Raw genomic sequence first — 13,409 nt, forward strand, 5'->3', positions numbered from 1 at the left:
GTGAGGACCGGCCGTGCTCACCCTGCTGATCGTCCACGCTGTCGCCGCGGTCCTCGCCGTGCCCCTGGTGCGGTGGCTGGACCGACGCGCGTTCACCCTGCTCGCCCTCGCCCCGACCGCCACGACCGTCTGGGCCGCCGTCCAGGGCCCCGCCGTCCTGGCCGGGAACGGCCCGGAACTCGTCGTCCCCTGGGTCCCCTCGCTGCACGCCGAACTGGCGTTCCGCCTCGACCCGCTGTCCTGGGTCCTGATCCTGCTCGTCGGCGGCGTGGGCGCGCTCGTGCTGTTCTACTGCGGCAGCTACTTCCACCGCGACGACCCCGGGACCGCACGGTTCGCGGCGGTCCTCACCGCGTTCACCGGCGCCATGACCGGCCTCGTCCTGGCCGACGACCTGGTGCAGCTGTACGTGTTCTGGGAACTCACGACGGTGTTCTCGTACCTGCTCATCGGCTACGACTCGCACAAGAAGGCGGCGCGCCGCGCCGCCACCCAGGCCCTCGTCGTGACGACGCTGGGCGGGCTCGCGATGCTCGTCGGGTTGATCGTGCTGGGCCAGAGCGCGGGCACCTACCGGATGTCGGAACTGCTGGCGGACTTCCCGACGGGAACGGCCGCGACGGTCGCCGTCGTGCTCGTGCTGGTCGGTGCGGTCTCGAAGTCCGCCCTGGTCCCGTTCCACTTCTGGCTGCCCGCCGCGATGGCCGCCCCGACCCCCGTCAGCGCGTACCTGCACGCCGCCGCGATGGTCAAGGCCGGCGTCTACCTCGTCGCGCGGTTCGCGCCCGCCGCCGCAGAACTCCCCGCCTGGCAGACCACCGTGATCGGGCTCGGGCTGGCCACGATGCTCGTCGGCGGGTACCGCTCGCTGCGCCAGCACGACGTGAAGCTGCTGCTGGCCTTCGGCACCGTCTCCCAGCTGGGGTTCCTCGTCGTGCTCGTCGGGGCCGGTACGCAGGCCGCCGCGAGCGCGGGGATCGCCCTGCTCGTCGCCCACGCGACGTTCAAGGCCGCGCTGTTCCTCGTCGTCGGGATCGTCGACCACCAGACCGGCACCCGCGACCTGCGCGAACTCTCCGGGCTCGGACGGCGGATGCCGCTGCTCGCGGTCGTCGGGACGGTCGCGGCGGCGTCGATGGCCGGGTTGCCGATCACCGCGGGGTTCGTGGCGAAGGAGGCGGCGTACACGGCGTTCACGCACGACCGGCCGTGGATCCTCGCCGTGCTGGTCCTGGGGTCCGTGCTCACCGCGGCGTACTCGGCGCGGTTCGTGTGGGGCACGTTCTGCCGCAAACCCGGGGTCCCCGACTCGACCGCCCCGCGGCCCTCGGCCGGGCTGATCGCCGCCCCGCTGGTCCTCGCCGCCGTGACGTTGCTGATGGGACCGCTCGCGGGGTTCCTCGACCGCCCCGCCGCGCTCGTCGCCCACGAGAACTCCGGGGAGGAGGCCGAGCACCTCGCGCTCTGGCACGGGTTCACGCCCACCCTGGGGTTGACCGTCCTGACGTTCGCGCTGGCCGCCGCGCTGTTCCTGGGGCGTTCCGCGGTGGAGCGGTTCCAGGCCCGGATGCCCCACCCCGTCGGGGCGGACCGCGCGTACCGGCGCAGCGTCCACGCCGTCGACCGCGTCGCCGTCGAGGTCACCGGCGCGACCCAGCGTGGTTCGCTGCCGATCTACCTGGCCTCGATCCTGCTGGTCGTCGTGATCGTGCCGGGCGGGGCGCTGTTCTGGAACCGGCCGTGGCCGGCGGACGTCGTGCTCGCCGACAACGCCGGGCAGGTGCTCGTCGGGATCGTCGTCGTCACCGCCGCCGTCCTCACCGTCCGGGCCCGCCGCCGGCTGCGCGCGGTCATGCTCGCCGGGGTCACCGGCTACGGCGTCACGCTGCTGTTCGTGCTGCACGCCGGCCCGGACCTCGCGCTCACCCAGGCGCTGGCCGAGACGATCACCCTCGTCGTGTTCGTCCTCGCGCTGCGCCGGCTGCCCCCGTTCTTCTCGTCCCGGCCGCTGGTGGGAACGCGCTGGGTGCGGATCGCGATCGGGATCGCCGTCGGGACCTGCACCTCCTGCTTCGCCCTCGTCGCCTCCGGGGCGCGCATCGCGACCCCGACGTCGATCGCGCTGCCCGAGTTCGCGTACAAGTACGGCGGCGGCAAGAACGTCGTCAACGTGACCCTCGTCGATGCCCGCGCCTGGGACACCATGGGCGAGATCTCGGTGCTGCTCGTCGCGGCGACCGGGGTCGCGAGCCTGGTGTTCCGCCGCCGGATGGGCTCGATCGACCGGGCCCTCGCCGCGCACCACGAGGAGGCCCCCGACGCGCCGCAGCGCAGCCGGCTCGCCAACTGGCTCCCGGCCGGCAGCACCGTCTCGCCGGAACGCCGGTCGGTGGTCTTCGAGGTCGTCACCCGGCTCACGTTCCACGCGATCCTCGTGCTGTCGCTGTACCTCGTGTTCTCCGGGCACAACGCCCCCGGCGGAGGTTTCGCCGGCGGGCTCGTGGCGGGGCTGGCGCTCGTCGTCCGCTACCTCGCGGGCGGTCGCTACGAGTTCAACACCGCGGTCCCGATCAACGCGGGCTGGCTGCTGGGCTGCGGGTTGTTCCTGTCGGCCGGCACCGGCCTCGTGGGGATCCTGCTCGGCGGGAACGTCCTGCAGACCGCGATCATCCAGTTCGACGTCGCCGTCCTCGGCCACGTGAAGCTCGTGACGTCCGTGTTCTTCGACGTCGGGGTCTACCTGCTCGTCATCGGCCTCGTCGTCGACGTCATCCGCAGCCTGGGCGCCGAGATCGACCGCCAGATCGAGGAGGAGGTCTCCGCGTGAGCCCCAACCTGACGCTGATCGTCATCTCCGGGGTGCTCGTCGCCAGCGGCGTCTCGCTGCTGCTGGAACGCACGCTGACCCGCGTCCTCATCGGGGTCGTCCTGCTCGGCAACGGCATCAACGTGCTCTACCTCGTGGCCAGCGGCCGGCCCGGCCGCGCACCGATCCTCGGCGGGGGCACGACGGCGGAGAACATGAGCGACCCGCTGCCGCAGGCGATGGTCCTGACCGCCATCGTCATCACCCTCGGGATGGTCGCGTTCGTCCTCGCGCTCGCCTACCGGAGCTGGCAGATCGACGGCCACGACGAGGTCCAGGACGACGTCGAGGACCGCCGCATCGTGCGGCGGGCCGAGCTCGACGAGACGTCCGGCAGCTACGACGACGACACCCACGAGACCAGCGAGGAAGAGGGAGAGGGGGTTTCGCGATGACCGACTGGGCGACCGAGTGGCCGCGCGTCCTGCTGCCCCTGCCCGTCGTGCTGCCGCTGTTCGCGGCGGGCCTCACGCTGGCCCTCGCGCGGCGGCCGCGGGCGCAGCGCACCATCAGCGTCACCGCGCTGAGCATCGTCGTGATCGCCTCGATCACCATGCTCGTCCTCACCGACCGCGGCACGGGCACCTACTCCATCGACGTCGGGGGCTGGCCCGCCCGCCTCGGGATCCCGCTGGTCGCCGACCGGTTGTCGACCCTCATGCTCGTCGTGAGTTCCGTCGTCACCCTCGCCGTCCTCGTGTACTCCCTCGCACAGGGTGTCGCCGACGGCGAGGAGGGGACACCCGTCTCGATCTACCACCCGACGTACCTGGTGCTCTCGGCCGGGGTGTCGAACGCGTTCCTGTCCGGGGACCTGTTCAACCTCTACGTGGGGTTCGAGATCCTGCTGGCGGCCAGCTACATCCTGCTGACCCTCGGCGGGACGAAGGCCCGGGTCCGGGCGGGGACGACCTACGTCGTCGTCAGCCTGTTGTCGTCGATGGTGTTCCTCACCGCGATCGCGCTGGTCTACATGGCGACCGGCACCGTGAACATGGCCGAACTCTCCGTCCGGCTGCAGGAGATCGACCCCGACGTGCGTCTTGTGCTGCACCTGCTGCTGCTCGTCGGGTTCGGCATCAAGGCCGCGGTGTTCCCGCTGTCGGCCTGGCTGCCCGACTCCTACCCGACGGCGCCCGCGCCGGTCACCGCGGTGTTCGCCGGGTTGCTGACGAAGGTCGGCGTCTACGCGATCATCCGGACCGAGACGCTGCTCTTCCCCGGTAGCGAGGCGAACACCCTGCTGATGTGGGTGGCGCTGGCGACGATGGTCGTCGGGATCCTCGGAGCGGTCGCGCAGAACGACGTGAAACGTCTGCTGTCGTTCACGCTCGTCAGCCACATCGGGTACATGGTGTTCGGGATCGCACTGGGGACGACGGCCGGGTTGTCCGGTGCGGTGTTCTACGTCGCGCACCACATCACCGTGCAGACGACGCTGTTCCTCGTGACGGGTCTCGTCGAACGCCACTCCGGCAGCACGTCGCTGGACTCCCTCGGGGCGATGGCGAAGAAGGCCCCGCTGCTGGCCGTCCTGTTCTTCGTCCCGGCGATGAACCTCGCGGGGATCCCGCCGTTCTCGGGGTTCCTCGGGAAGCTCGGCCTGCTCCAGGCGGGCGTCGACGTCGGAACCCCACTGGCCTACGGGTTGGTCGCGGGGGGCGTGGTCACGAGCCTGCTGACGTTGTACGCGATCGCCAAGGTGTGGAACCGGGCGTTCTGGCAGGAACCCCTGGTCGATCCGGACGACAACCCCGACGACGCCGGGAACACCGGTCTGGCGACGGCCACCGAGGTCGGGGTCCGCACGCCGGTCGGGATGCTGGTGCCGACCGCGGCGCTCGTCCTCGTCGGGGTGGGGATCACGTTCGTCGCGGGCCCGCTGTTCGGGATCAGCGACCGCGCGGCGCGCGACCTGCTGGACCGCACGCCCTACACGTCCACCGTCCTGCACGACCGCGTCCCGGAGGTCGCCGAGTGAGCGCGACGGTGACCTCGCTGCGCGAACGCGTCAGCCTGCCGATCCTGGTGTGGCTGGTCGTCCTGTGGTTGCTGCTGTGGGGTGACGTGTCGTGGGCGAACGTGATCTCGGGAACCCTGCTCGGGTTGCTCGTCACGGTCGTCCTGCCGTTGCCGCGGGTGCGTTTCGGGATGCGGATCCGCCCGCTGCGGATCGTCGCGCTGTTCGCCCGGTTCCTGGTCGACCTGGTCGCGGCGAGCGGTCAGGTCGCGTGGCTCGCGGTGCGGCCGGGCCGCCAGCCGCGCAACTCCGTGGTGCGCGTCCCGCTGCACAGCGGCTCCGACCTGTTCGTCGCGATGACGGCGGAACTCGTGTCGCTGGTCCCGGGGAGCGTCGTCGTCGAGATCGGGGCCCCGTCGGCCCAGGGCGGGCAGGGGTCCATCTACATCCACGCGCTGGGCGTCACCGGCGAGGAGGGCCGGGAACGCATCCGCCGCGAGGTCCTGCTCACCGAGCGCCGCATCATGACGACCTTCGCCGAACCCGCGGCCTACGCCGAGTACCTGGACCGCTGCCGCGCGGACGGTTCGGCCGCCCTGTGCGAGAGGAGTCCGCGATGACCGTCGTCGTCGGAGCGTGCCTGGCGATGCTGACGATCGCGGCGCTGCTCGCCCTGCTGCGGGTCGCGAAGGGTCCGACGATGCTGGACCGGGTCGTCGCGCTCGACGTCCTCGTCGCGATCGTCGTCATCGCGCTGTGCGTCGAGGCCGCGGCGAACCGGCACGCGACGACGTTGCCGGTCATCGTCGTCCTCGCGCTGGTGGGTTTCGTGGGGTCGGTCAGCGTCGCGCGCTACGCGTCGAAGGAATCTCCGGAAGAGAGGGGTGAACGGTGAACTGGTCGCTGATCGCCGATGTGGTCTCCGCGGTGTGCCTGCTCCTCGGGTGCCTGCTCACGTTGCTCGCCGCGATCGGGTTGCTGCGGTTGTCCGACGTCCTGGCCCGGATGCACACGACCGCGAAACCCCAGGTGCTCGGGGTGCTGCTGGCGCTGACCGGGGTCGGGCTGCAGCTGCGGCAGGGGACCGACGTCGCGACGCTCGTCGCGATCGGCGCGTTCCAGCTGCTGACCGTGCCGGTCGCGGCGCACATGGTGGGGCGCGCGGCGTACCGGACGGGTCAGGTCGACCCGGCGATGCTCGACCGGGACGAGCTCGCCGAACGGTTGGCGGAGGAGGAACGCTCATCCTCCTGAGGAACCGCCGTCCAGCGGGCGGGTGGGCCGAGCCCCCTGGTGCGGTCACCCGACCCTGACGTAGCGTCACGGTCGAGGCCCACGGCAACAGGGAGCGACCAGTGACCGGCGACCACCAGCTTCCCCTGCTGTCGCGGACCGAGGTCCGGCTGCTCGAACTCGTCGCCGACGGACGCGCCCTGACCACCGCCGGCGCGGAACTCGACCTGTCCCCCACCGCCGTGAGCTCCACCGTCGCCGACCTGCGGAGGCGCTTCGGCGTCGCCAGCACGGCCGCCGTCGTCGCGGCCGCCCGGGACGCGGGGATGCTGCCGGGCAGGTAGCCCGCACGCAGCGTCACAGCAGCGGCGCGAGCAGCTCCCGGACCGGGCCGACGTGGCGCACCAGACCCAGCAGGGTCAACGCCGGGAAGACGAGGTACTGCAGCAGCGGTTCCGGACCGCGCCCCGCGTCGAAGAGCCGCAGGCCGACCGTCCGCTTGCGTCCGCGGAGCCACGTCGTGAAGGGCAGCGGGACACCGTCGGTGGTCAACGCGTCACCCGCGATGTGGACGACGATCCCACCCGCCACCGCGACGGGCAGCCAGGGCAGGACCACCCCCTGCGCGGTGAGCCACCACGCACCCAGCCCCGAGATCAGCAGGTTCCCGAGCGCGGTCTTCTCGGCGTTGCCCGGGACGAGCTGGGCGACGGCGTGCAACGCCAGCCCGATCGCGAGCGCCAGCACCACCAGGGCGGACCAGCGGTGGTCCGCGGCGAGGGCGGCGAGGACCCCGAAGACGAGGGGCGCGACGATCACGTCGTGGGTGCCGCCGCGGTGGCGGACGGCGAGCGCCCCGATCGCGCGGGAGAGCAGCCTCGTCGGCGGTCCCCACATGGAGCCCGCGGTGGAGCCCTTCTGGTCGAGGTCGGGCAGGTAGGCGAACCCGCCCCAGCCCACGACCCAGGCGAGTTGCTCGAGGGGGGCGTCGACGCCGACGTGCGTCGCGAGGCCGAGGGTGAGAGCCCCTGCCGCCAACCCGCTGGCGGCGTGCGCCGGGCCCATCACGTGCGTCCAACCTCCAAGATCAGCTGGGGTCAGCCTACCGACGGTGCGTCGAGATCCATACCGAGCGTGCAGGTCCGGGGTGTCGAGGTGGTTCCGCAGGACCGTGACGTGGCGCCAGGGCGGTCGCCCGACTCGCCACTCGTGCCGAGGAGCGGGAGGTTCCTCGCGAACAAGGCTCCAGGCCGTCATCAGCAGGCATCGTCAGGCAGTCTGGAGGAGTGAGCCACGACCCGCAGACCGCCACCGAGGGCGTCGCGAGGTACGCCGACGAGCCTCCGCCGTGACGACGGACCGTACTGCGCACCGGTGCACTCGCGGTGCTCCTGTCCCTCACCGCCTGCGTCAGCGCCGACGCCGGCTCGAGCGAGCCCGAAGCCGTGCCTGCCGACGCCGCCGAGGGGGTTCCGGTGACCGACGCCTGGCGTTGGTCTGCAGTGCCTGAACCGCCGACGACCCCACGATGGAACGCGGTCACGGCGTGGACCGGCAGCGAAGCCTTGTTCCTCGGAGGGTCCAGCGAGCCGGCGTGCCCCTCCGACTCGGACACCCCCTGCTTCAACGCCTACGACTCATCGAGCGCTCACCGCGACGGTGTGGCGTGGAACCCCACCGAGAACCGGTGGCGGCGCACCGCAGCGGCTCCGCAGGGGATCCTGGACAGCCCGCACACGGTCGTCGGCCAGCGGGTCTACGTCCTGGCCGACGACGCACTGCTCGTCTACGACGCCGGACGAGACGACTGGACACAACTGCCACTGCCTCCCGGCCACCCGGCGAACTCCAGCCCGGGCTACTCCCTGACCGCCTTCGACGGGAAGCTGCTGGCGCTGGCTCCCGGCTCCTTCGCAGCCCCCGGAGAGACGCCGCCCCCGCAGCTTCCCGACTCCACCTACGACCTCACCCACGGCGACGGCGGCCAGTGGCTCCCCCTGCCCGATGACCCCTTGGACTCCATGGTCTTCCGCGAGGCACTGGCCACCCCCCACGGGCTGCTGCTCGTGGCCAGCGACGTCGCCCGCTCAGGCCCTACCGACCCACCTCCCCTGGCTCACGCGGCCCTGCTGGACTCGACGTCCTCCACCTGGCGACGCCTACCCGACAGTGATCAGCTCTTCGGCGGGAACTGGACGTGGACCGGTGAACGCGCTCTCGACGCCACCCCCGGCGGTGACGCCGGCCTGGACGGCTCCTACGGGCGCCTCGTCCCCTACAGCGGGGCGCTGACCCTGCCCGCCGGCACCTGGACGTCCGTACCCCAACCCCCCGATCCCGGGTCTGTTTCCCGGGGGTGGCCGGTGGAGGCGACCGCTGGGGCGCGCGTGGCCACCCGCGGTTCCACCTACGACGACACCACCCGGACCTGGACACCCGTCCCGGCACCGGAGAAGGACCGCGCCGCTGAGGAACCTGGTCCTGCGGTGTGGACCAGCCAGGGACTCCTCGTCCTGGGCAGCCGCGCCGTGCCCACCGTCGGCGAGGAAGCCATCACGCCCACCCGGAGCGCGTGGGTCTACCACCCCTCGCGTTGATCACCAGGATGAGCTGCACACTCCGCCACGACCTACCGGCCATCCGCTGTCGCGGAGGTCGTCGACCGCCCGGATCTGGCGAAGACCGGATGGTCAGCTGAGGCGGGTAGTTCAGTCGCCGAAGGCGACGATCCTCCACGAGCCACCGCGTGCGTCGCTTCAACAGCCAAACGGATGCGATGAGCAACACCAAGCCAATCAGGCCCAGAACGTCCCAGATGATGCGGAAGTCGCTAATCACAGGCTGCCGGCTGAGCACCTGAATAACGATGCAGGTCAGCAGGGCCAGTGCTCCTGTTGCTCCGCTGAGGATCAGGGCAGCCGAGGAGCCCGGCATGATCGTGCCTCATTAGCTTTCACGAGGTCACGGTGGTCGCGCGGTCATCTCGTGGTCTGGATGGTCTGGAACCAACCACCTGGAGAATCCACCAGGCTACGGTCGAGACATGACCGCCAGCGAAGGCCCCCCGTGGCCCCACGTGTCGCACCTCAAGCCGCTTCAGACAGCTCCCACAATTGAGGTTGCAACAATCACCCGGTTGAGCGATTACTCAGGCGAGCGCTTGGTCAGACTCGCCGCGACTCAACTGGGAAACGCTTACTCCGCCAGCGCGGCCAGGAAGGTAGTGACAGAGTGGGTCGAGTACTTCTCGAGCGGCCCTTCGCCCATCGAGGAACTACACCTGGTCACTCGCACTCCGCGTCGACTCTTCACTGCGCTGCAGGGACAGTCGCAACTGACGGGGCTCAGGATCAAATGGGGCGATTACGAAGAACTCGGCATCCTTTCAGATATGCACGACCTCAAAGAATTGCGGCTGGGCGGGGCGTCGAAAGTCACAGACCTCGGCCCCCTGTCCGAGCTTCAACGTGTCGAAAGATTGCTCATCGAGTCGCTCCGCTTGGCTGACGACCTGGCACCCCTCGGGGCGATGCGCAGCGTGGTCGACTTGGAATTGGGAGGGAATTGGATTTCTAGCCGAGTTGCGCACTTCAAGTCAGCTTCATTCCTGAGGAACATACCTCAACTTCAGCGCTTGGTATTTCACACCATGGCAATAGACGATCTTGACTACACTCCAATCTTGGAACTTCCTCACCTCCAGTCTGTGCGGGTAATGAAGGCTCGTGGGATGCGACCCGCCCACGAGAGGCTCATTGCCTCGACCCCCTGGTCCAGCTGAGCTCTCATTCCCCCTGCGGAACCAGAGGTCGCCCTCAGCATGTGACCTCTCGGCGAGGAGGAGGCGCCACCCGAGTAACGAATCAGGGCGCGGTAGCGGAGGAGGCTGCACGGTCACCCCATGGTGCGCGCGGAACGCACGGTCATCCCGCGATCTGCGCGGTCATGCGCGAGCCGAGGCGTCCACCGAGGAGGTCCTCGCAGTCCTCGCTACCCGCAGCCCACGGCTTGTGTAGTGGCCGTGGACACACTCATGTACAAGAGTTACCTTCGACGTGTACATACGCCGAGGGGGCCCGCCATGAGCAAGACCCACATTGACATCGACGAGGACCTGCTCGCCCAGGTGGCTGCGATCACCGGGACGACCACCAAACGGGACACCGTTGAAGCCGCCCTGCGCACCACCCTGCGCCAAGAACGTCGCCGCGCTGCGGCCGAACGTCTCATCTCCCGCGCCGAGAGCGGCTACTTCGCCCCGTTGCTCCAGGAGCACTCGAAGGCCACCGGAGAGGTCGCCGAAGCACCGGGCACCGACGACCGAGCGCAAGGCGCCGCGTGAGCTTCCTGCTCGACAAGTCCGCCCACGCCCGCTGGGACCAACCGGTCGTGGCCGCCCGGCTGAACGACCTCCTACGCGAGGACCTGTTGAACATCGCTCGACCCAGCGTCCTGGAGATCGGGTTCTCCGCCCGATCCCCCCAGGACTACCGCGAGGTCATCGCCGACGTCACCGAGGCGATGACCGTCATCGAGGTCAGTGCCGAGATCAGCACCCGAGCGCAAGACCTGCAGGAACGTCTCACCCACCGAGGGTGGCACCGGGCACCAGGTCCGGTGGACCTCCTGCTCGCAGCCACGGCTATTGAACACGAGTTGACGCTTCTGCACTTGGACAAGGACTTCGAGCTGATCGCCCAGGTCAGCTCATTGCAGCAAGAGCGTGTCGTCCCACGGGAAACACCCACTGCCTAGCTTCAACAAGGCCGGCTTCGAATCGATCGGGTCGACTTCACGGTCATCCCGCCGTCCGCGCGAGATCGTGACGTGACGTGGGTGATGCACCACCGTCGAGCCCGCATCGCCCTTCCCGCCGACGACCTTCGGCGCCTCGTCAGTCGCTTTGGAGGGCTGTCCTCATCGCCCTACCCGGCGTAGCCAGAACTGGCTACAGTGGGGGTGTGAAGACCATCACCGCCCGCGAACTGCGCAACGAATACGCACGCATCCTGCGAGAGCTCGAAGACGCGGGCGAGGGCTACACGATCACCAACCACGGACGACCTGTCGCCCACATCACGCCCATCGCCCCCGTCCCCGACCGCCTGCGCGCCTTCAGCGGCATCCCCCTCAGCGCCGCCGCCAGCCTCAACGCCGCCGCCGGCCCCTTCGACCACTCCGAGTTCAACCGCCAGGTGGCCGCGACCCTGGACCCGGTCGCCCGTGATCCCTACGCAGGACGCGACGACGAGCCAGCCGCCGACACCACGCCGCCACGTCGGCCCGAGGAGCCGAACTCCGCGACGAGAGTCCCGCCGACCCGCGACCAGGCGATCGCCGACCGCCATCGGGTCGTCGCTCCTGGCCCACGACTAGATGACCTCACCGGGCAGATCGCCCAGGAGAGGTCCAAGCAGCAGTGACCGCTGGCTACCTCCTGGACACCAACGTCCTCATCGACATCCTGCGCGCCCCGACCGGGTCGACCTTCAGCATCAACTCCGGCCAGCCCACCTACGTCTCACAGATGACGTTCGCCGAACTCCGGTTCGGCATCGCCGTGGCCTCCGGGCCGGCTCAGCAGCAACGCCTCACCGACTTCACCATCGCGCGTCGCCTGTGGCCGAACGCCCTCCCCGTGGACGACACCGTCGTGGACGCCTGCGGACAGGTGGCCGCGACCATCCTTGCGGCCGGCGGAACGAAGAAGCAGCTCCGCATCCAGGTCGTCGACGCCTACCTCGCCGCAACCGCGTACGCCTTCGACCTCGAACTCGTGACCAACAACCTGGGCGACTTCCACGACATGGCCGCCCTCATCGCCGTCACCCCGTTCACCGTCACCGCACCGTAGGAGACCCCACACCGACAACCGCACGCACATCCCGCGGTGTGCGCGATCGCCAGTGGTCCGGCGAGCTCGCGGTCAGGACGATGTCCGCAAGATCAGTGCAGCAGACCCGATGGACGTCTGGTCAGGTGTTCAGCACGCTGACACCCTCACGCCATGCCTTTCGCCGGAGAACCAGCAGCCGACAACCCCGACACCTTCACCCTGGGTGTGGCCTACCTCGCCTGGTACGGCGACGTGCTGCTGCGTCGACTCCAGGGATTGAACGCAGCGCAGCTGATCACACCGGTGGTTCCTTCCGGCTGGTCGGCTCTGGGCATGGTCAAGCACTCAGCCTCAGTCCGGCGGTACTGGATGCGGTACGTCTTCGCGGGCGAGGACGTGGACTTCTCCTGGCCAGGGACCGAAGAGCAGGAATGGGAGATCACCGAGGACGACACCCCGGAGCTCATTCAGGATTACTACCGCTCCGAGCACGAGAACTCCCTGCGCATTCTCCGCTCCGCTGTTCCTGCTGCGGTCTCGGCGCGCAGTTACGGAGACACCGATGTCCATCCGACCTTGGCCTGGGTCTTGATGCACCTGCTGCAGGAGTCGGCTCGACACAGCGGCCATCTCGACATCAGCCGTGAACTCACCGACGGAGCCACTCAACTCGATCCATGACCGGCCGTACCCAAGACTGCTCGAAGACATGGCGGCGCAGAGCGTCGTCGACCTCGCGGTCATGACGATCTGCGGGCTGTGGCTCAGGAGGTGCCACGATTCGGAGGTGCCACCCGACCCGTACCGGCCCACGGTCATCTCCATCGCTGCGGAGCACGTCGAGGACGCCTACGTCTGGGACAACTCACCAGGCGAAGTCGGTGGCCTGGACCCCTCAGTCCTGGTCGACATGGGCGCCGACGCCGCCCTGCTCGCCCGCCTGAGCGCGTGGAACGACACCTACGGCCAGCTGGCGGTCACCGACTTCCAGTGGCGGGCCGAGCAGAGCGAAGCGGAGTGGGCCGAGGAAGGGTTGCAGCTGGCCTTGGAACTGCAGCGGCAGCTGCCCGGCATCGAGGTGCACTACGGGAACCACGGAGTGGATCCCTCCTGCCCGTCTCTGCGTCAGCAGCTCGGCCTGCCGCCGCTGCCCGCCGTTGCCAGGCCGGGCGACGACGAGCGCAGGTCCGACCTCTACGCCTACGCCCCGTTGAGCGGCGCCACCCACCGAGCGCACGAGGCCGGTGCGACGGCATCCGAGTGATCCCGGGCGGTGCACGACGACCGTGATCGTCGTCGACGCCAGCGTCCTCGCCCCCGCCCTGGCCGACGACGGACCCGACGGAGACCGGGCCCGGGATCGTCTGCCCGGCGAGGCGCTCACCGGCCGCCGCTGCACCGCTGCCGAGAACTGCGCCCCACCCTCACCAGCTACGCCGCCGCCCACGTCGCGCCGGCCGAGGTGCTGGACATCGTCTGGTCACCGCCGACGCCCATCTGTCCCGTGCACCGGG

At 69.8% G+C, this 13,409-nt stretch carries 16 protein-coding genes and 1 pseudogene; 16 read left to right on the plus strand and 1 reads right to left on the minus strand.

All coding sequences use genetic code 11. From position 1 onward, the window contains the following. Positions 1-13: 13 nt before the first annotated feature. The 7 genes from SJY07_RS12860 to SJY07_RS12890 all read left to right on the plus strand — a co-directional run bounded on the left by SJY07_RS12860 (position 14) and on the right by SJY07_RS12890 (position 6,403). Complete coding sequence (locus SJY07_RS12860; RefSeq protein ID WP_380159603.1) at positions 14-2,827, plus strand: Na+/H+ antiporter subunit A; 2,814 nt, start codon at positions 14-16, stop codon at positions 2,825-2,827. Further along, a complete protein-coding gene (locus SJY07_RS12865; RefSeq protein ID WP_380159604.1) occupies positions 2,824-3,261 on the plus strand; it encodes a Na(+)/H(+) antiporter subunit C in 438 nt (145 codons plus the stop codon). The genes SJY07_RS12860 and SJY07_RS12865 overlap by 4 nt, the downstream gene beginning before the upstream one ends. Beyond that, positions 3,258-4,847: a Na+/H+ antiporter subunit D gene (locus tag SJY07_RS12870; RefSeq protein ID WP_380159606.1), complete on the plus strand. Its 1,590-nt coding sequence runs from the start codon at positions 3,258-3,260 to the stop codon at positions 4,845-4,847. The genes SJY07_RS12865 and SJY07_RS12870 overlap by 4 nt, the downstream gene beginning before the upstream one ends. Continuing rightward, positions 4,844-5,446 carry a Na+/H+ antiporter subunit E gene (locus SJY07_RS12875; RefSeq protein ID WP_380159608.1) on the plus strand — a complete coding sequence of 201 codons (603 nt, stop codon included), beginning with the start codon at positions 4,844-4,846 and terminating at the stop codon, positions 5,444-5,446. The genes SJY07_RS12870 and SJY07_RS12875 overlap by 4 nt, the downstream gene beginning before the upstream one ends. After that, positions 5,443-5,721 carry a monovalent cation/H+ antiporter complex subunit F gene (locus tag SJY07_RS12880; RefSeq protein WP_328293841.1) on the plus strand — a complete coding sequence of 93 codons (279 nt, stop codon included), beginning with the start codon at positions 5,443-5,445 and terminating at the stop codon, positions 5,719-5,721. Before SJY07_RS12875 ends, SJY07_RS12880 begins: the two co-directional genes overlap by 4 nt. Then, the gene (gene mnhG / locus SJY07_RS12885) at positions 5,718-6,080 is read left to right on the plus strand and encodes a monovalent cation/H(+) antiporter subunit G (protein ID WP_380159610.1); all 363 of its coding nucleotides are present in this window, start codon (positions 5,718-5,720) and stop codon (positions 6,078-6,080) included. The genes SJY07_RS12880 and mnhG overlap by 4 nt, the downstream gene beginning before the upstream one ends. Before the next feature lie 101 nt (positions 6,081-6,181). Further along, positions 6,182-6,403, plus strand: coding sequence for a LysR family transcriptional regulator (locus SJY07_RS12890; protein WP_380159612.1), 222 nt, complete (start codon positions 6,182-6,184; stop codon positions 6,401-6,403). 13 nt (positions 6,404-6,416) lie between these two features. Here the strand turns inward: SJY07_RS12890 and SJY07_RS12895 are convergent, their stop codons facing one another. Continuing rightward, complete coding sequence (locus SJY07_RS12895; RefSeq protein WP_380162305.1) at positions 6,417-7,124, minus strand: metal-dependent hydrolase; 708 nt, start codon at positions 7,122-7,124, stop codon at positions 6,417-6,419. A 320-nt stretch (positions 7,125-7,444) separates the two neighbouring features. Between SJY07_RS12895 and SJY07_RS12900 the strand changes: the two genes are divergently transcribed. The 9 genes and pseudogenes from SJY07_RS12900 to SJY07_RS12940 form a co-directional block, all read left to right on the plus strand. Then, positions 7,445-8,656: a hypothetical protein gene (locus SJY07_RS12900; protein WP_380159614.1), complete on the plus strand. Its 1,212-nt coding sequence runs from the start codon at positions 7,445-7,447 to the stop codon at positions 8,654-8,656. A gap of 446 nt (positions 8,657-9,102) precedes the next feature. After that, entirely contained in the window at positions 9,103-9,840 is a 738-nt protein-coding gene (locus SJY07_RS12905) for a hypothetical protein (RefSeq protein WP_380159616.1), read from the plus strand. 300 nt (positions 9,841-10,140) lie between these two features. After that, the gene (locus tag SJY07_RS12910) at positions 10,141-10,401 is read left to right on the plus strand and encodes a type II toxin-antitoxin system VapB family antitoxin (RefSeq protein ID WP_328293836.1); all 261 of its coding nucleotides are present in this window, start codon (positions 10,141-10,143) and stop codon (positions 10,399-10,401) included. Then, positions 10,398-10,814: a PIN domain-containing protein gene (locus tag SJY07_RS12915; RefSeq protein WP_380159618.1), complete on the plus strand. Its 417-nt coding sequence runs from the start codon at positions 10,398-10,400 to the stop codon at positions 10,812-10,814. Before SJY07_RS12910 ends, SJY07_RS12915 begins: the two co-directional genes overlap by 4 nt. A gap of 206 nt (positions 10,815-11,020) precedes the next feature. Then, positions 11,021-11,482, plus strand: a complete 462-nt coding sequence (locus SJY07_RS12920) for a type II toxin-antitoxin system Phd/YefM family antitoxin (RefSeq protein WP_380159620.1) — start codon at positions 11,021-11,023, stop codon at positions 11,480-11,482. Continuing rightward, positions 11,479-11,913 (plus strand): type II toxin-antitoxin system VapC family toxin, encoded by a 435-nt coding sequence (locus SJY07_RS12925; RefSeq protein ID WP_328293833.1) that lies wholly within the window; start codon positions 11,479-11,481, stop codon positions 11,911-11,913. The genes SJY07_RS12920 and SJY07_RS12925 overlap by 4 nt, the downstream gene beginning before the upstream one ends. A gap of 153 nt (positions 11,914-12,066) precedes the next feature. After that, positions 12,067-12,576 carry a DinB family protein gene (locus SJY07_RS12930; protein ID WP_380159622.1) on the plus strand — a complete coding sequence of 170 codons (510 nt, stop codon included), beginning with the start codon at positions 12,067-12,069 and terminating at the stop codon, positions 12,574-12,576. A 106-nt stretch (positions 12,577-12,682) separates the two neighbouring features. Continuing rightward, complete coding sequence (locus tag SJY07_RS12935) at positions 12,683-13,159, plus strand: hypothetical protein (RefSeq protein ID WP_380159624.1); 477 nt, start codon at positions 12,683-12,685, stop codon at positions 13,157-13,159. Positions 13,160-13,181: 22 nt separating this feature from the next. Next, positions 13,182-13,271, plus strand: a pseudogene (locus SJY07_RS12940) (VapC toxin family PIN domain ribonuclease); the annotation flags it as partial. Between the last annotated feature and the right edge of the window lie 138 nt (positions 13,272-13,409).

The organism is Kineococcus sp. R86509, assembly GCF_042466365.1.
Lineage (GTDB): Bacteria > Actinomycetota > Actinomycetes > Actinomycetales > Kineococcaceae > Kineococcus.